The 18774-nt window shown below is 33.9% G+C and carries 17 protein-coding genes; 5 read left to right on the forward strand and 12 right to left on the reverse strand.

The window, feature by feature from the left end:
- Window positions 1–17: 17 nt before the first annotated feature.
- Window positions 18–1712 (reverse strand): histidine kinase, encoded by a 1695-nt coding sequence (locus MTP08_RS08390; protein ID WP_243575598.1) that lies wholly within the window; start codon window positions 1710–1712, stop codon window positions 18–20.
- Window positions 1713–1930: 218 nt separating this feature from the next.
- On the opposite strand from MTP08_RS08390, the gene MTP08_RS08395 reads away from it, so the two are divergent.
- A complete protein-coding gene (locus MTP08_RS08395; protein WP_243575599.1) occupies window positions 1931–2896 on the forward strand; it encodes an SIMPL domain-containing protein in 966 nt (321 codons plus the stop codon).
- A gap of 69 nt (window positions 2897–2965) precedes the next feature.
- On the opposite strand, the gene MTP08_RS08400 is transcribed toward MTP08_RS08395, so the two are convergent.
- From MTP08_RS08400 to MTP08_RS08430, 7 genes are read right to left on the reverse strand one after another with little or no spacing between them, the layout of a single operon-like run.
- On the reverse strand, window positions 2966–3988 hold the full coding sequence (locus MTP08_RS08400; RefSeq protein WP_243575600.1) for a hemin-degrading factor: 1023 nt from the start codon (window positions 3986–3988) through the stop codon (window positions 2966–2968).
- A 6-nt stretch (window positions 3989–3994) separates the two neighbouring features.
- A complete protein-coding gene (locus MTP08_RS08405; RefSeq protein WP_243575601.1) occupies window positions 3995–4645 on the reverse strand; it encodes a class I SAM-dependent methyltransferase in 651 nt (216 codons plus the stop codon).
- Window positions 4646–5419, reverse strand: a complete 774-nt coding sequence (locus tag MTP08_RS08410; protein ID WP_209389643.1) for a heme ABC transporter ATP-binding protein — start codon at window positions 5417–5419, stop codon at window positions 4646–4648.
- The gene (locus tag MTP08_RS08415) at window positions 5419–6459 is read right to left on the reverse strand and encodes a FecCD family ABC transporter permease (RefSeq protein WP_243575602.1); all 1041 of its coding nucleotides are present in this window, start codon (window positions 6457–6459) and stop codon (window positions 5419–5421) included. The genes MTP08_RS08410 and MTP08_RS08415 overlap by 1 nt, the downstream gene beginning before the upstream one ends.
- A complete protein-coding gene (locus tag MTP08_RS08420) occupies window positions 6443–7321 on the reverse strand; it encodes a heme/hemin ABC transporter substrate-binding protein (protein WP_243575603.1) in 879 nt (292 codons plus the stop codon). The genes MTP08_RS08415 and MTP08_RS08420 overlap by 17 nt, the downstream gene beginning before the upstream one ends.
- A 13-nt stretch (window positions 7322–7334) precedes the next feature.
- Complete coding sequence (locus tag MTP08_RS08425; RefSeq protein ID WP_243575604.1) at window positions 7335–8420, reverse strand: HmuY family protein; 1086 nt, start codon at window positions 8418–8420, stop codon at window positions 7335–7337.
- 58 nt (window positions 8421–8478) lie between these two features.
- On the reverse strand, window positions 8479–10614 hold the full coding sequence (locus MTP08_RS08430) for a TonB-dependent receptor plug domain-containing protein (RefSeq protein ID WP_243575605.1): 2136 nt from the start codon (window positions 10612–10614) through the stop codon (window positions 8479–8481).
- Between the two features lie 101 nt (window positions 10615–10715).
- Between MTP08_RS08430 and MTP08_RS08435 the strand changes: the two genes are divergently transcribed.
- Window positions 10716–12014, forward strand: coding sequence for a T9SS type A sorting domain-containing protein (locus tag MTP08_RS08435; RefSeq protein ID WP_243575606.1), 1299 nt, complete (start codon window positions 10716–10718; stop codon window positions 12012–12014).
- Window positions 12015–12109: 95 nt separating this feature from the next.
- Here the strand turns inward: MTP08_RS08435 and MTP08_RS08440 are convergent, their stop codons facing one another.
- Window positions 12110–12400 carry a putative quinol monooxygenase gene (locus tag MTP08_RS08440; RefSeq protein WP_243575607.1) on the reverse strand — a complete coding sequence of 97 codons (291 nt, stop codon included), beginning with the start codon at window positions 12398–12400 and terminating at the stop codon, window positions 12110–12112.
- A 161-nt stretch (window positions 12401–12561) separates the two neighbouring features.
- On the opposite strand from MTP08_RS08440, the gene lipA reads away from it, so the two are divergent.
- Window positions 12562–13428: a lipoyl synthase gene (gene lipA, locus MTP08_RS08445; protein WP_209389650.1), complete on the forward strand. Its 867-nt coding sequence runs from the start codon at window positions 12562–12564 to the stop codon at window positions 13426–13428.
- A 59-nt stretch (window positions 13429–13487) separates the two neighbouring features.
- Here lipA and MTP08_RS08450 read toward each other — a convergent pair whose 3' ends face one another.
- Window positions 13488–14342: an AraC family transcriptional regulator gene (locus MTP08_RS08450; RefSeq protein WP_243575608.1), complete on the reverse strand. Its 855-nt coding sequence runs from the start codon at window positions 14340–14342 to the stop codon at window positions 13488–13490.
- Window positions 14343–14509: 167 nt separating this feature from the next.
- On the opposite strand from MTP08_RS08450, the gene MTP08_RS08455 reads away from it, so the two are divergent.
- Window positions 14510–15691, forward strand: a complete 1182-nt coding sequence (locus MTP08_RS08455; RefSeq protein ID WP_243575609.1) for an MFS transporter — start codon at window positions 14510–14512, stop codon at window positions 15689–15691.
- A 93-nt stretch (window positions 15692–15784) separates the two neighbouring features.
- On the opposite strand, the gene MTP08_RS08460 is transcribed toward MTP08_RS08455, so the two are convergent.
- Entirely contained in the window at window positions 15785–16165 is a 381-nt protein-coding gene (locus MTP08_RS08460) for a SpoIIAA family protein (RefSeq protein ID WP_243575610.1), read from the reverse strand.
- A 114-nt stretch (window positions 16166–16279) separates the two neighbouring features.
- Here MTP08_RS08460 and MTP08_RS08465 point away from each other — a divergent pair, with 114 nt between their 5' ends.
- Window positions 16280–17485 (forward strand): NAD(P)/FAD-dependent oxidoreductase, encoded by a 1206-nt coding sequence (locus tag MTP08_RS08465; RefSeq protein ID WP_243575611.1) that lies wholly within the window; start codon window positions 16280–16282, stop codon window positions 17483–17485.
- A gap of 75 nt (window positions 17486–17560) precedes the next feature.
- On the opposite strand, the gene MTP08_RS08470 is transcribed toward MTP08_RS08465, so the two are convergent.
- Entirely contained in the window at window positions 17561–18754 is a 1194-nt protein-coding gene (locus tag MTP08_RS08470; RefSeq protein WP_243575612.1) for a vWA domain-containing protein, read from the reverse strand.
- Window positions 18755–18774: the final 20 nt, after the last annotated feature.

Consider the following 18774-nt stretch of genomic DNA (forward strand, 5'->3'; position numbering starts at 1 on the left):
CCTTTTTAAATTAAAATCTAGTTTGATAATTTATAAGTTATTTCAACAAAAACACCTTGTGAATCTATCTTATCCGTGATTTTGCATTCTATATTTTGTTTGTACAAATCATTCAACAGCGCAATTCTCTCCAAAGTATTTTTCATTCCGCGGCCTTTTCGGGTTTTCTGATGTTCTGTTTTTTGCTTTTTGCTTTCTTCAATGCCGATTCCGTTGTCTTCAATGGTAATTTTCAGGCTTTCTGAAGATTTTTCGAATTTTAATTTTAAAAAACCTTTAGTTGTTCGGTATCTTAAGCCGTGCCAAACCGCATTTTCCATAAAAGGCTGCACCAGCATTCCGGGAACTTTCAGGTTTTGAGTGTTTAAATTTTCATCAACTTCAATTTCGTAATCAAATTTGTCGGCGAAGCGGGTTTTTTCTAAAGCTAAGTAATTTTCCAGCAAATCTAATTCCTGCTGAAAAGGAATAAAATCATCCGCAGAATTTTCCATCACGCCACGCATCAGTTTTGAAAATTTGGTTAAATATTGGTTGGCTTCCAATTCATTATTCGTTGCTATAAAATGGTTTACGGAGTTTAAGCTGTTAAATATAAAATGCGGATTCATCTCACGGCGAAGCGATTGTAAAGCAATTTTTTTGTTTTTAACCTGAACTTTTTTCAAGGTCCTGAAAATGAAAAAAATTAAGCCTATTAAAATAATTAAAGCTCCAATCAAGCTATAATTGAATAGATTTTTTTTGCGGATAAGCTCGTCTTTTAATTTTTTTTCCTGCTCAAGCTGTTCAATTTTCTGTTCGGTATCTTCCAGAATTTTTTCATCTACCAGACTTTTGTCTTTAGAAACCAGGGCGGGTAATTTTCCCAGAAAATCTCGGTATAAACCTATGGATTCATCAATATTTTTAGAAACCTGATACAAGCTGTCGAGCTTTTTTACACTTTTCTGAGCTTCCAGAGTGTGACCTTTTTCAAGGGCAATTCCGTAAGATTTTTTCAATAAATTAATAGCTTCTTTAGGGTCATCTTTCTTGATGTAAATGTCTGCAAGCTCCTGAATTTGCTCTACCTGCTTTTTTGAATTTTCTTTTACGAAGTCTTCTTTCAAAACCTTTTTTTTGACTTCAATTGCTTTGTCAAAATTTTTATTTTCAACGTAAAGGTCTGCTAATTTCTGATTAATCGCTATTGCCTGCAAAGGGGCTTCCTCTTTAGAGATTTTATAGGCTGTATTAAGGTTTTCTTCTGCCTTAGGAACATTATTCTGTTCAATATTTATGTCTGCCATCTGGCTGTATCCTGCAGCAAGATCTTCTTTATTATTCTCTTTTTCGCTGATGACAAGATTGTTCTTTATCGCCAAAGCTTTTTGCACGGTTGAAGGAGCAGAAACTCTGGATGCATCATTAGAATTCATCGTTTTCGCTGCTTTGGAATATCCTATTTTTGATGCAGTTTCGTAATTGGACACGGCATCTTTAAGCTTATTCTGGCTTTCCTGGGATTGGGCGAGCTTTCTCGTGGCTTTTTCTAAATTCTTTTTGTCATTGATCTTTTCGTAAAGGTTTTTCGACTTTAAAAAATACTCTTCACTTTTGGCAAAATTTCCGTTTTTCAGATAAGTTTCTGCAATATTATAGTAAGAATCGGCTTCTGCAGATTCGTCTTTAGAATCCACTGCTTTTTTGAGCTTTGAAGATTCTGCCACAATTTCTTTTGTGTTCGCACTCTGCGAATAGAGACAACCCGCAGAAAGCAAAAAAGAAAACAGCAAAAAAGTCCTGAACAAATTCATAAAACAAAGATATACATATAATTGATGTGCAGAAAATGATTCACCAAGTGAAAAGTTTGCTTCACCAAGTTTAAGGTAATATACTTTTGGTAAGCCACTAAGTTTGCTTCATAATTTAAAAATTAATCGTTATGAAAAAGCTTATTCTATCATCTTTAGTTTCATTGTCGTCATTTGTTTTTGGGCAAGTTTCAGGAAATATTAATTATCAAAACCAACAGAACAGCCAATACCAGTTTAGATATCCTGATTATAACATCAATATAGGTTCTCCGTCGTCAAATGATATTTTTGTTAATATTAAAGGTTTGGCAAACGTAAAAGCAGATCAATACGTTGCTATTTTCAGTTTAACACAGGTTGCAGAAACCGCAGAAGAGGTTAACCATTTGATTGATAAGCGGATTAATTCTTCAATTGCTCAGATTAAACTTTTAAAAGGGATAGACACTTTTACAGACATGATATCATTTGTTCCTGTATACAATTATGAGGTAGAAAATAAAATATTTAGTAAAAAAACGTACAATGAAGTTCCTAAAGGATTTGAATTAAAGAAGAATCTCCATATAAAATTTTCGGATCCTACAAAGCTTAACGAATTAATTATGATACTTTCTAAAAATGAAATTTATGATTTGGTAAGAGTAGATTACTTTGCAAATAACCTTGAAGCAGTAAAAAAAGAATTAATGAATAAAGCAAAACTTTCTTTGCAGGAAAAAATTAAAAATTATGAATTGATGATTGGCGAAACTTTTACAAATTCTGCTAAAAGCTTGAGCGATGGCTATAAGATTGTTCTTCCTGTAGAAATGTACAAATCTTATGAGGCTTACAACAGTTCGTCTTTTTCATTTACCAAATCGGCTAATGTGAATCAGGTAAATAAATCTACTACAATGTTTTATCAGCCAATAATGGATAAGGAATTTGATTTTGTGATTAATCCTACCATTTTAGAACCAGTAATTCAGATTATGTACGAAGTGAAAATCTTGATAACTAAAGAGAAAAAACAAGAATCTAAAGACAATAAAAATTATATTCTGATTACGCCTAACGGAGAAATGAAAGATTTGAATATTGTTAAATAGATGATTAAAACTAAAAAACCGTCTTGAAATACTCTTCAAAACGGTTTTTTACAATATTTAATCTAAATTTTATAAACCTGCCACCAAATCTTTCCACTCCTGAAGTTCGGGAACGCCAGGTTTTCTTTTTCCGAAAAGCTGAACGATAAATTCTCCATCTTTATTAAAGACCTCAACTGCAGTAACTTCTCCATCTTCAGTAGGTTTTTTCACAATCCACGCTTCTGCAATTTTGGTAACGTCCAGATGAAGATTAAAATCCGGATCCATCACGTTAAACCATTGCTGATGCCATAGAGTTTTTTTCACATTCCCTGTATGAATCTGTATAATTCCTCTGTTTCCTACAAAAACCATGATAGGAAACTGTTTTTCTGAAGCATCTTCAAGCAGATTAACCACTTTAGAAGGCTCTATTTTTATGGCAAAACCTTCAGGAGCCAGTCTTAAAGCCTGTGTTCTGTTTACTCCGAATTTTCTGGTCATCATAAAGAAATCATGGGTATCTTTAAGGTTTGTCCAAGCATTTTGGAATCCTTCTTTATCAATTTCAGAATCGGCTTTTTCAGGAGCTTTTGATGCAACAGATTCAAATTCTGGCTTAATATTTTGATCTTCTGCTGAAAACTGTTCTACCAAAGCCTGAAAAGCTTCTTCATTGCTATCTTTTGTAAGGTAAATTTTATGCAACGCCAAACCATCTTTCCCGAAAAACTGAATGCTCTTTTTATCTCCTTCTACAACTGCAACTGCAAATTTCCAGTGATTAAGGAAAATTCTAAGATCAATATCCTCACCCACAAAAAGCTGAGCATGAGGGCTGCTGAAATCACCATTCTGGTAAATTCCTTTTCTTTCGTGCACACATTCATCATTTCTCGTGAGTGCCATTACTTTTCCTAATTTTTCTACTTCTGTTAAGATATTGGCAAATTCCGGCTTCAATACCGTAACTCCCTCACCTACATTGGTTAACAGTAATTCTGCTTCGCTTACCCCAAGCTGATCTGCTGCATTTCTTATTCTTACATGTGGGTTTTCTGCTTTTAGAGCTTCCCATTTTTCTTTCAGTTCGTTTACTAATGTGCTCATTTTTACTTATTTATTTATGGTTAAAACTGTGTATTTTCTTTTGATAAATTCTTCTCCGGTTTTGCTTTTTATTTCTTCTTCTTTTTCGGAGATTTTCATTCGTTTGAAATGGCTTTCAGAAATCAACTGTTCCATTTCATCATTATTGTAAAGCTTAAAATTATAGGACGTAAAAGGTAATTTCTCCATGAAATTTCTTTGCCCAAATGTGAGAACAAATGTTCCGTTATCTTTAAGGATTCTGTAAATTCCGTTTAAAAAATTCACTGGGTTTTCCCAGAAGTAAACAGTGTTTACGGTAAAAATTTTGTCGAAAGTTTTATCCTCAAACGGAAGTATTTCTCCTTCATATAAAACAAATTCAGCCTTATCTTGAAAGTTTGTATTGTTTTTTTCTGCTTCAACATGCATTGTTTCAGAAATATCAATACCTATATACCTTAGATTTTCTGCTCTCGCCAAAAGGTTTTCTACGTGTCTGCCATTGCCATGTCCGATTTCCAGAATATGGTTGCCATCTTCAATCGACAAAGCTTTTATGCTTTCTAACGTCATCCCGAGATTGGTTTCATTCATCATTTCTCCAATCTCAATACCTTTCTCACCTTGCGGATTTGCAAGATTCTGTGCCAATATTTTCAGTTCGTTCTGTTCCATTTATCCAAAAACAATCATTGGGTTATCATTTACGGGATGTTTGCAAATTGTACAAGGAAAATGATATGCTGCCGAAATATTTTCTTCGGTAAAAACTTCCTTTGGTGTTCCGTATTTTGCAACTTTCCCTCCTTTCATCAGCAAAATTTTATCTGCAAACTGGGCTGCAAGATTCAGATCATGAAGCACCACTATGGCAGAATTCGCTTTTTGAGTAAATTTTTTAATGATCTCTAATGCTCTGTACTGATGCTTAATGTCTAAATTATTAAGAGGTTCATCCAAAAAAACCAATTTGTGAGCGATTTCATTTTTCATCTGTGCCATGACTCTCGAAATATGTACCCGTTGCTTTTCGCCTCCCGACAAAGAATTATAATCTCTCTCTTTTAGATGAATAATTTCCGTTTCCAGCATCAGTTCATTTACTGCTTCTACATCATTTTTGTGCGGTTGAGCATCAAAATAAGGATAGCGTCCCATCATTACCACATCTTTTACCTGTAAAGGAATTTCGGCAGAGTTATGCTGGGAGAATTTAGACTTATGTTTCGAAATTTCTCTCAAATCCCAATCGGCAATCGGCTTATTTTTGAATATAATTTTGTCTTTTTCTGCTTTCATTTCATTGGCAAGAATGCTGAGAAGACTAGACTTCCCTGCTCCGTTTGGACCTACTATGGCTAAAAATTCTCCATATTCTACCGAGACGTTTACCGCATTGAGAATATGAAAATCTTTATGCTTATAATTAATATGATCTGCCTTAATCATTACAGTGTTTTTCTGAATTTAATTAAAATAGCGATGAAAACAGGACCTCCCATTAATGCCGTTAAAATTCCTATTGGCAATTCTGAAGGGGCAACTATACTTCTGCTTACTGTATCTGCCGACAAAAGCAATATACTTCCCAAAACTGCCGATAACGGAAGTATGAAAACATAATTAGATTTAAACAAAAGCCTAAGAATATAAGGGGCAATTAAACCTACAAAGCCAATAGTTCCTGAAAATGCTACACAAGTTCCTATCATGAGTGCTGTGGTAAGAACTATTTGCTTTTTCAGTCTTTCTACATTAATACCCAAATGTTCTGCATCTTTTTCGCCCAACATCATTGCATTCAAAGCCTTTCCTTTCGGTAATAAAATGAGATAGGAAACTATAAGAACAACAGTAAGGATGAGATTTTTCGTCCATGTTGCTGCCGCAAGACTTCCCATATTCCAAAAAGTAAGATCTCTCAGCTGCTCATCTTTGGCGATATAAATTAAGAATCCAGTAATAGAGAATCCTATTGCGGTAATGGCAACCCCACTTAGTAACATCATTACAACATTGGTTTTTCCTTCGCTAGTAGAAATCCTGTATACCAGAAGCATTGCTAATAATGCTCCCACAAATGCAGAAATTCCTACTAGAGAAAACTGAACTGCTTCCGGCAAATATTCTTTAAAATAACTGCCTAAAACAATTGCTATTGCTGCAAGTAATGTTGCTCCGGAGGTTAACCCTATTAAATCTCCGGTTGCCAAAGGATTTTTGAACATTCCCTGAAGACTTGTTCCAGATACTGCAAGAAGGCTCCCCACCAAAACAGCCATCACAATTCTGGCACTTCTCACTTCCCAAATTACATATCGGTCGCTTAAAGAGACATCTGTACTACCCGCCAATATTTTTTGCAGGATGATGAATGGTGAATTTCCTCCGAAATCGTAAACACCAATATTAAGAGAGCCTATTGCAAGTAGAACCAGCAATAGAAAACTCAAAAAGAGATAAAAATATAATTTACTTTGTGCTTTCAACTAAAAGTTTATTTAATGCTACCGCTGCTTCACCTAATCTTGGTCCGAATGACGAAACCAAACCACCGTCCATTGCAATAATTTTCTTATTCTTACCTGCATTTGTCTGCAAAACTCCCGGCATTTTCAGCACTCCTTCATTTCCGCCTGCACCTTGCAAACCAGAAGAAAAGAAGAATAATACATCCGGATTGGCTTTTACAACAGCTTCAGGTGTAAGAGGTTTAAAATCTTCAAAATCTTTTACTGCATTTTCTCCGCCTGCAATTTCTATTAATGAGGCCATAGGAGTATTTTTACCAGAAACCATCATCATATTTCCTCTTGCATAAATAAAGAGCACTTTAGGCTTTTTTGCAATGGGCTGAATCTGTTTTAAATCTGCATCTATTTTATCATTAAGTTTTTGATAATCTGTATTTCCTAATGCTTTTGCTACTTCTTCAATCAGCTTTTTGGTTCCGTCTACCGTATATTCCTGCTTAAAAAGTTCTGTTTTAATTCCGGAAGATTTCATTTTACCTAAAAGTTCAGGATTAATGTCTTTATCTGAAGCCAAAATTAAAGTTGGGTTTACTGCCATAATTGGCTCAATCGTCATAGATCTTACGTGTCCTAAATCTTTGGAAGTAGATTTCAGCGATTCGGGATAGGTACTGGTAACATCGTTTCCTACAATTTCATTTTCGTGTCCCAGAGCACTAACAATTTCTGTAATTCCGCCACTTAGAGAAACAATTTTCTGATTAGATTTCGGAGTTTCCGAAGCAATTTCTGTTTTATTTTCTGCCTGATTCTGATTTTCTTTTTTACAAGAATAAACTACAGCCAATAAAGATGCTGCAAGAATTATTTTTTTCATTTTTACTATATTTTTATAAAGGTTGATATTCGAATTGAGGATAACCGCGTTCTCCCAAAGTATTGGTTATTCGTGTAAATTTTAATTTAAAATAAAATCCGTCTGCATCTTTTATAACATAAAAACGATCTCCATACACTTCCAGACCATTGGCTCCTACAGGGTTTCTCCAGTTTCCGCCAATAACTCTCTGGTCGTTATAAACCAGTTTTGAAGGATCTATATTTTCTGCCTTAAAATTATTATACGCTTCTGTTCCCGATGTCTGTGCTGCTACTTTAACTTCATAAGCTCCCACTCCACCAACATTATTATTTAAAACAAAATCTGCATAAACATAACTTCCTGCATTGAAAATTATATTGGTAAATACTGTGAAACACAAATCCCACTGTTTTTTCTCAGGCTGAATAAATACTTCTTTATCCTTTGTAAGACTTACAAAATTGTAATTGTATGAAGGATTTTTTTCTACCAGCAATTCTTTATGAGTTGTATCATTCAGTTTGGCATATTTTATTTTGTACCCCGAAGAATTTCTTACAATCTGAACTTTCATCCAACCCCGGGAATCTCCACCAGTAGCTACAGAACCAACTGCAACGCTTCCAGTGTAAATTTCTTTACCCATATTTACAAGATAAACAGCATTTTGTCCTTCGTTTTCTTTTATACCTTCTATTGCTGTATAGCCCGTTGGGAAATTTCCTTTTACATCATCTATATAATGTTCGTTATCCGGATTGAAACTTCCTACCTGAACCAGTTGCATTAAAGCCGAAACATCCGACTGAGTAACAAGATCAATATTATTGGCACCTTCAATTTTAGCTGCCGCCATCATTATGGATGAGTTGAGGATTACTTTAAAATCGTTTCCGGTATATAAAGCAAGATCCCAATCGGTACGTTTGGTAAGAATTTCTTTTCCTTTGCTTAAATCGAACCATATTTGGTTAGGCTGCGTTGCTCCTCCAACATGCGGACTTACAACAGAACCCTGAACCGGTGCAACAGGCACAGGATCTTCATTATCGTTTATGCAGGAATGAGAAATAAAGGACGTTCCCAAAATGAACGCAAACAGTATTTTTTTCATATCTAAATTTTATTTTTCTTGTTGATGTATAATCTTACAGATTTCTATGCTTCAAAATTTAAAACTGATAATTGAGTCTCGCGAAATAGCTTCTTCCATAGAACAAATTTTGTGATCCTGTTCCGGAATTGTGTGCACCACCGGAAATCACCGTATTTCTTACATCAGAAACATCAAAAATGTTTTTAACGCCAAGACTTACCTCTAAATGATTATTAAAAAATGGCTGACTCACCGTAAAATTCATCATATTAAATGCCCCTATTTCTCCCAAAACATACTCTGGCGTTTGACCAGGATTTTCTAATGCTTTCTGCGTAAACTGTTTTTGCACACCTGTATATTTATAGTAGAGCGCGAAAAGCGTTTTCACTTTTGGAAGGGTATAATTTGCAGAGAAATTGGCTTCTGTATAAAAGTTGTAATTTTCTGGTGAATTCATATTGCCCGTTGTAAGACTTTGCGAAATACCCATCACTGAAACCTCACCATTGAATGAAAGCTGATCTTTTCTCACACTGAAACCTCCTCCAAAAAGCAAAGAATTATAATTATTGACATTCAGAAATGTGTATTTTAGCGGACTGTTGCTTATAATAACACTTTCAATTCTGCCTTTCACATCCAGATACATTGCCGAAATACTGATATTGGTTCTCCATGCATGGGTTTTAGAATTGCTGAAATCATAAAACAAACCTAAAGAATAGCCCGTTTCAGGCTTAAGATTTTCATTTCCTCTGATGTCGTGGTTGTTATCTACTACAAAAGTGTAGAGTTCATCGTAGACAGGAAATCTGTTTGAAGATCCAAAAACAGCCCTAAAATCCGATTTTTCCGATGGATTAAATCTTGCCGTAAATGAATAATTATATTGAGAATCGAATTTATCGCTCAGTGCTAATCTCACACCGGGACGAAAGGAAATTTGGTTGTTTACTTTCCATTCAGCAGAAAGAAAATTGGCATAATTAAAAATAGATCTGTTGATATTAATTCCGTTATTGTTAAATGCAAATGTTTCAGATCCGGCAAAACCACTGGTACGATCTAATTCGTAACCCAACTGAAAATCTATTTTTTCGTTATCCAGAAAATTACTGAACATTCCTCTTGAATAGAATACCTTAGATTCATAGAATAATTTTTTATCTTCTTCAGACAACGTTTTTCTGTTGGGAATATCGTAAACAAAGTCCTGAGATTTTCGTTCCTGACTCTGATATGAAAAATCTCCCAAATAATTAATTCTAGAACCTATTTTTGTCTGAATATTAAACTGATGAATCCATCTTGTAGTAAAATAATTCCTATCGTTTGCAATATAGGTACGGTTACCATTTCCTAAAGGTAAATCTTCAATTACGCGGTTATAAAAGTTAATATTTTCGTTGAGAAAATTCGATTTTAAAAAGAATGAAGTATTATTTTTAGAATATCTTACGGCTGCATTAGCTGTAATCTGGTCTTTTGGCAACCAATTATAACCTCTTTTTTTATCATTGTTATCGCTAAAATATTTGTAACCTTCTAGTTCGCCCTTATATCCCTGAAAATCGTTACGGTTGACATCTGCTGTAAGAGACCAATTTTCTGAGATCCTGAAACCCAGATTAAGGTTCTGAATATGGCGACCGTTTCCTTTCTTATACCAATCATAATCTTTACCAACGGTTTCCTCCTGCAATGAAACCAAAGCAGAAACTTTCTTAGAATAATTTTTCTTAGTAATTATATTAATAACTCCCGCAACAGCATTATTACCGTACTCTACACCCATCGCCCCTTTTACGATTTCAATTCTTTCGATGTTGTTTACGTTAATTTTACTTAAGTCAACCTGATTTCCCATACCCTGATCGCTTACTACAGGAATATTGTCGATTAAAACTTTAGTGTAAGCTCCTCCAAGTCCCATGATTTTAGCATTAGAATCTCCACTCCCACTATTAGGTTCAATAAGGATATTAAGATTTTGGCTTAAAACTTCAGATGCGGTTGTTGCAGCCATATTTTTAATCTGTTGCGCATCAATCACTTCAACTTTATAAATTGATTTATTAATAGACTGCTGCTTATACTGACCGGTGATAACCACCTCATCTATTTTTGAGAACTGTAAAGAGTCTTTATTCTGAGCTTTTATCCAAAAAACAGCAGACAATAAACCAACAGACAATACCTTCCTATTCATTACCTAAATAATTTTCAGCAAATATATAATTTTATTTAGAATGAATAAAAATTAATTATTACTTTTGTGGAATAATTCTAAATAAATTTAAATAATAAATTATGAAAACAAAGCTACTTTTAGCAGCAGGACTTATTTTAGGCATTCAGCAGGTAAACTTTGCACAGACAGATGCAAATGGTTACACCACAGTAAATATGTCTATGGGCAACGGTTATCAAAACAGAGTCTTTTTCGATTTATCTTCTAATACAAGCATTTCTCAGGCAGCAGATACTTGGGATATTGCATTTTACAGAAATAATGCAATGGATAAGGGAATAAAAATTAACGATGCCAAAAATGTAACCGTTTATCAGACTTCTGCTACTCCTTCGTCTTTCGATACGGTATTACCTTCGCAAAAATCTTCTTGGGGAAGTCCTATTTATAACCCAGATCAAACAACAAGGATTCAGGACGGGGTTTTCGATTCTGCAACACTAATTCCTGCAGGACCTATGAATTTTGGCTGGGGAACCTACGACGTGGCAACTCATAAAGTATTGGGACAGGTGGTTTTTGTACTCGATTATGGTAATGAAAATTATTATAAATTCTTCATCAACGAATTTTCTGGGGGATATACATTTAAGTATGCCCAATGGAACGGTACTTCTTGGAATGCAACCCAAACCAAAACACTAGCCAATGGTACAGATGATGCTTTCTTCAATTACTTTTCCTTTACAACAGGTGATAAAGTGAATAATCTTGAGCCACAGAAAACCAATTGGGATTTTATGTTCACCAGATACTACACAAATTATACTTATCCGGGTGGAGCAATGATGTATAAAATGGCGGGAGTTATTCAGAATCCAAGTATCTCAATAGCGAAAGTACAGCCAGAAACACAAGCTACTTCAACAGCAACATTACCTGCATCGACATCTTTTTCAAATATTATTACCAGTGTTGGTCATTCTTGGAAACCTGCTACTGGAGCACCTTACTCTGATGTTGTATATTATGTAAAACAGGGGTCAGACTATTACAGAATGTATTTTATAACAAACGAAGGTACTGCTACGGGAAATATGTATTTTAAATATAAAAATATTACTTCTACATTAGGTGTAAAAGAAATTGGTAAAGCAGCAAACTTTGGAATTTATCCAAATCCTACAACCGCTGACAAAAAAGTAACTGTTCTCTTTGATGTAAAAGAAAAATCTGACAGCAAAGGAAATATTGAAGTATTCGATATGAATGGCAGAAAAGTTTACAGTGCCGAACTTACCAACAATACAGGCTTTTATAAGCAGGATATCAGTTTATCTCATCTTACATCAGGAAATTATTTAGTTAAAATTACTTATGCAGGAAAAACCGAAACCAAAAAACTGATTGTTAAGTAACATCATCTCTTACACAAATAACAAACTCTTAATATTAGTACTTTCTATTTTTTCTAAGAAAGGCAGATTCAAACCACTGAATCTGCCTTTTATTTTTAATAAATCTTAAATCCTTTATATACCTGTGTACTTTCTTCTAGAATTGAAGAAATATTTTTTCTGAAATCCACGAGATGCTCAACACTGTCATGAATATGATGATGTTCTTTGCTTTCCCAAAGCTCAATAAGGAAAAAAGTTCCTTTATTTACAGAATCTTCAATTAAATCATACTGAAGACATCCACTTTCTTTTCTTGTTGCATATACCAGTTTCTGAAAAAGCTCAACAGCTTCCATCAAATGATTTTCTTTAATTCTGAAAAGTGCAACGATATGTAAATTCATATTTTATTTTTTTGAAATATAAATGTATAAAAATTTTCCTCTGAAAAAAGGGCTTAAATAATTAATTCAGCCAAAATTCAAAACTGTAATCTGTTTCATCAATACGAGTATTTGATGGTTTCGATAAAAAAATCACTAACTTTGAAGTTCAATTTTTAGAAATGGAGAATTTAGTTCAGGATACAACCGTTCAGAAACCGAAATGGATTAGAGTAAAACTTCCTACCGGTAAAAATTACCGAGAACTTAGAACTTTAGTAGATAAGTATAAACTCAATACCATTTGCCAGAGCGGAAGCTGTCCTAATATGGGAGAATGTTGGGGTGAAGGTACAGCAACTTTTATGATATTAGGAAATATATGTACAAGAAGCTGTGGATTTTGCGGTGTAAAAACGGGAAAACCTCTTGATGTAAATTGGGATGAGCCCGAAAAAGTGGCAAGATCCATCAAACTCATGAAAATAAAACATGCTGTTTTAACTTCCGTAGACAGAGACGATTTAAAAGACATGGGTTCTATTCTCTGGGCAGAAACTGTAAATGCTGTAAGAAGAATTTCTCCAGGAACTACAATGGAAACTCTTATACCAGATTTCCAAGGAATTACAAAACATATCGACAGACTTGTGGATGTGGCACCCGAAGTAATTTCCCATAACATGGAAACGGTTAAAAGATTAACACGCGAGGTGAGAATCCAAGCTAAATATGAAAGAAGTCTGGAGGTTTTAAGATATTTGAAAGAAGCTGGACAAAGACGTACCAAAACCGGAGTTATGCTTGGTTTAGGAGAAACAAAAGATGAAGTTTTTCAGACCATTGAAGATATTAGAAATGCCAATGTAGACGTAATTACACTTGGACAATATCTGCAGCCAACCAAAAAGCATCTTCCTGTAAAAAAATTCATTACTCCTGAAGAATTTGATGAGTTTGGGGATTTTGCAAGAAATTTAGGTTTCAGACATGTAGAAAGTTCTCCACTCGTAAGAAGTTCTTATCACGCAGAAAAACATATACATTAAAACTTAAAAATCGCTTCTTTTATGAAGCGATTTTTTTATAAATAAATTTCCTAATCAAACTAAACCTCTACTCTACTCAAATGTTTCTTTTTGAATGCAGATGGAGTTTCTCCAATATATTTTTTAAATAATTTATTGAAATAAGAAAGACTTTCAAAACCCACATGAAAGCAGACGTCTGTTATAGATTCATTCTGAAGAAGCAGTAATTTTGCCTGATTGATTCTGTAATTATTTACAAAATCTGTAAACGTCATGTTCGTTTGTTTCTTGAAATAACGACAAAAAGCAGGTGTACTGAGATTTACGTCTTCTGCAATTACATTTACATTGGGATTTTTATCATAATTTTCGTGGATATAATCATAAATAGTTCCCATTCTTATTTTATCATTAAAGAACCATTTCACTCTTGTATCTTCTGTGTTCAACTCTTTACAATCGTTACTTTTCGAAAGAATTTGTAAAATTTCTATTAAACTCATAAAAGAGTTAAAAGAATCTTCATTTTTAATTTGAAGAAGCTTTTTTACAACCATTTCTTTGGTTTCTCCGAAGAATGATAAGCCGAGATAAGAACGTTCCAACAATTCTTTAATACCTTGAAATTCTGGAACAGGCATTATTACTTCATGAAAAAAATTTTCTCTCATCTGTAAAACAAGCTGTTTGCATTCGGTCTGAATTTTATAATCGAAATTAAGATGCGGAACATTAGAACCAATCAGCAACAGATCACTTTCTTCAAAATCAGAAATATTTTTTCCGACATGCCGAATTCCTTTCGATGCTTCCACATAAACCAATTCTATTTCGGGATGATAATGCCAGAAGAAACAATCCTTCAAAGAAGGCGAAAACAATTTAAAAGATTGATTATCTTCAAAATAAATTTCTTCTTTCTGAATTTTCATTTTGTTCTCTTTTGATTAATATTATATTCAAAAATAATTAAAAAAGTTAATACAGAGCAAACAATTATCATTTCAGTTAAAGTGAGAATAATAAATTCTTTAGAATTTTGCATCTTAAAAAGTAAAATATCATTTTTACTAAAAAATAGGTTTTAAAATATTTTCAGATGCAGATTGATAAAAGAATAATTCCGCTCGCAATTGGCGGTTTGGGAATAGGTACGACAGAATTTACCATCATGGGACTGTTGCCCGATGTAGCAAAAAGTCTGCATATAACGATTCCGGAAGCAGGTCATCTCATTTCTGCTTATGCTTTTGGAGTAGTTGTTGGTGCACCGCTATTAATAGGATATTCGGTAAAACATCCTCCGAAAAAGGTTTTAATAGCACTTATGATTATTTTTACATTATTCAATGCTTTATCTGCGATTGCTCCGGATTACGGAACGATGATGGTTATCCGATTTTTATCAGGACTTCCACACGGTGCATTTTTTGGGGTAGGAACCGTTGTTGCAACAAGAATGGCAGCCAAAGGTAAAGAAGCTTTCAATATTTCTCTAATGTTTACAGGTCTTACTATTGCCAATTTGGCAATGGTTCCTTTGGTTACTTATATTGGGCACGAATTTCACTGGCGGTGGTATTTTGCTATCGTTGCCGTAATTGGGCTTTTCACTTTATTATTCCTGAAATTATGGTTGCCCGCAATGGATGCGAATCAGGACACCCATTTCAAAAAAGAAATTAAGTTTCTTCAGAGAAAGCAGACATGGTTCGTTCTTGCCATTACAGCGATAGGTTTTGGTGGTCTTTTTACATGGTTCAGTTATATCACGCCTTTAATGACGGTCGTTTCAGGAATTTCTCAAAGCAATATGGCGTATGTAATGATTCTTGCCGGTGCAGGTATGGTAGTTGGAAATCTTGTGGGCGGTTATTTATCGGATCGATTAAGTCCGGAAAAAACATGCATTATTCTTCTCGCATTAATGATGACAGCTTTATTAGGAGTGTTTTTATTTTCAGAATATCAAAACATTTCTTTAGTTCTTACATTTATCTGTGGTACACTATCCATGTCTGTTGCACCTCCTATTAATATCATGATGATGAAGGCTGCTCCAAATAGTGAAATGATGGCGGCTGCTTTTATGCAGGCTGCTTTTAATATCGCCAATGCAATGGGAGCATTTTTAGGCGGAATCCCTTTAGATCAGGGTTTATCTTACAACTACGCATCTTTAGTAGGCGTTTTTATGACATTAATTGGATTGATGATCAGTATAAGATACTTTTACAAATACAGCTCTCAGAAGTCATTAGAAGAGAACGTAATGATGTAATTTCATTGGTTTTAATCTAAAAAAAACAACAGCCGATTTAATATCTGAATCGGCTGATTTATGATGTATGAAGAAATATTAGAAACCTTTAATTTAACTCTGAACTTCATTACCGTTTTGGCACCAAAACAGAGCATTATAAAGGTTTTCTTTAGGAAAAGATTTGAATTCTCCAGGCATTAAAACGCTAAATATTTCAGTAAAATTTTGTACTCCGGATTTATCTGTTACAATCGCTGCACGATTCCATTTAGAAAGATTTTTTATACCAAGTAAAACATCCTGAAACCAAGCTCCTGCGGTAAAGTTTTCTAAATCTGTATCTAAATACATAAGATAATTGAGTTCATCGAACTGTTCTACTTTCTTTTTAACACGCGGAATAACAACATTTTCGAAATCTTCTTTGGTAATCTCTCCACTTGCACAGAATGCGGCAACATTTTCTGGGGTATCATTAATAATTGTGATCATATATTTTAATTTTTATTGGTGTTTGTGTGATGAATTTATCAATAATTAAACCATATCGAAAAATTGCGACAGTTAAGGCTTAATTATTGATAAGTTTTTGAAAAATAAATTTTTATGGATCTGAAATCTAATGAACCTTTTTGGCTGATTAAAAATGGATTGATTTCTTCTTATCCGTCCTTGAAATCTGACGAAGAATGTGATGTTCTGATTATAGGAGGCGGAATTACAGGAAGTCTTATCGCCCATCAAATGATAAAAGACGGACACAAAACTATTCTCATCGATAAAAGAGAAATTTGCAACGGAAGTACTTCTGCAACAACCTCCATGCTTCAATATGAAATTGATACTCCTTTATACGAATTAATGGAATTGATCGGCGAAAAAGGAGCAGTAGAAAGTTACAAAGCCTGTTCTAAATCTATAGATGAATTGGAAAAACTCACCAAAGAAATAAAATCCAGAGCAGGCTTCAAAAGAAAACAATCCCTTTATTTTGCAAGTAAAAAGAAAGATGCGGTATGGCTGGAAAAGGAATTTGAAGTCAGAAAAAAAGCAGGTTTTGAAGTTTCTTGGCTGGATAGTAAAGATGTAGAAGAAAAATTCAGTTTTCAGAATACATATGGAGGAATTTTATCTAAACAGGGTGCAAGTATTGATGCTTTTAAATTCGCCCATGAACTCCTCAGATTTAATGAAAAGAAAGGACTTAAAATATTCGACAAAACCGAAATGAAATCGGTGAAATATCTGCGAGATTACAATTTGGCTTTAACGACAACAGGACACAATATTAAGGCAAAAAAAATAATTTATTGTGTTGGTTATGAAAGCAGTACAATGATTAAAGAGCATTTTGTAGATTTAAAAAGCACGTATGCCATTGTGTCTGAAATAGATCAGGATAAATTTAAAAATATTGAAAGTACCTTAGTCTGGAATACCGATGATCCTTATATTTATATGCGAACTACCGACGATAACAGATTATTGATTGGTGGTGGCGATGAAGATTTTTCTGATCCTAAAAAAAGAGATTCTCTTATTGACAAAAAAGAAAAAGAAATCTTACGTGTTCTGAAAAAAATAAAACCCGATTATCCTTTTTACACCGATTTTGTCTGGACAGGAACTTTTGGAGAAACAAAAGACGGACTTCCTTACATCGGAACGCACGATAACTTTAAAAACTCTTATTTTGTTTTAGGTTTTGGCGGAAACGGAATTACTTTTTCTGTTACCGGAATGGAAATGGCTTCTGCCTATCTTAAAGATAAAAAACATCCACTTACAGAATATTTCAGATTTGGAAGATAGTTTACTTTATTATTTCATCTTGTAAATTATCGGGCACGGCAAAGCCGTGCCCGATAATTAAGAAATATTTTCTTATCAGAAACTGTAACCATTTTTCTTTGCAATTTCTTCAATAGATTTTTCTATTGCTTTTCCCAAATCATCCTGATCCGAATTACCCCGTTTTTTAACTTCAGAATTAATAAAATCTTGTCGTTTTTTAGCTAAAACTTCAATTTCTCGTTGAATTTTTTCTCTATCGGCTGATTTTTGAGAAATAATATTTGTAATTTCTGCTATTGTTTTTCCTTTCAGTTCCGCAGGTAAATCTTCTTCTTTGAGAGTTGAAATATAAGACTGATCTTTTTCTACCTTATCAACCAAATCCCAATGATCGTTTTTGTAAGCATTTTTCTTAGATTTGCTTACTGTTCTTTCTACAGCATTAGAGGCCGATAAAGATTTTGCATTCGAATCCTGCAACATCTGTTTATTTTTCATCTCATAGCCTTTGTTTCCGTAAGAAATATAAGTATCATTAAGCAAACCGTTGCACTCATAAATTTTCTCATCAAAAGGAGTTTTAATAAAGATGACTTTCTCGTTACTGTCGATATTGAAATATTTTCCTTCACCCAAAACAGAACCATTTTGCCATAATGCCTTAATTCCCTCTTCCTTTCTGCCACAGAAAATCGTATTGGTATAGATATTTTTATTTTTTGCCTGATTAACAGCATCTTTATAATTAATTCTACCTTGGTTAAACGGTTCATTTCCGGCTATATAAATGAGTTTCATGCTTTTTTCATTGGCATCCCAATTCAAATTTTCAGATGCATCTCGAATTACCGCTCCACAATATTCGTTTCCCCCATTGGTTTGTAAGGCGAAGAGTTTTTCCGAAATCAAATCTAAATCCTGCGTAAGCGGAGTCACCTGTCTTATGTAATTTTCGTCCTGCAATCCATCGTTTCCATATTCATACAGTGCAATTTCCACTTCGGGAGCTTTTCCGTTATACTTTAAAGTTGTTAAAGTGTTTACAATATTCCAAAGTCGGGATTTTGCCTGTTCGATAAGTCCGTCCATACTATTGGAAGTATCCAGAAGTAAAGCAACCTGAATTTTATTTTCCTTATAAACTGAATGCTTTGGATGAAATGAAACATTTTTTTGAATTATTATTGAGTCTTCTATTTTTCCGCTGTTGAAATTTTTAAAAATTTCTCCTGTCCCGATAAAAACAACGGAAGTTGCAGCTAATGCTATAAATTTTATTGTGTTCATAATGATTCTTTTTATTAATA

The sequence above is a fragment of the Chryseobacterium oryzae genome (assembly GCF_022811665.1).
Taxonomy (GTDB): domain Bacteria; phylum Bacteroidota; class Bacteroidia; order Flavobacteriales; family Weeksellaceae; genus Chryseobacterium; species Chryseobacterium oryzae.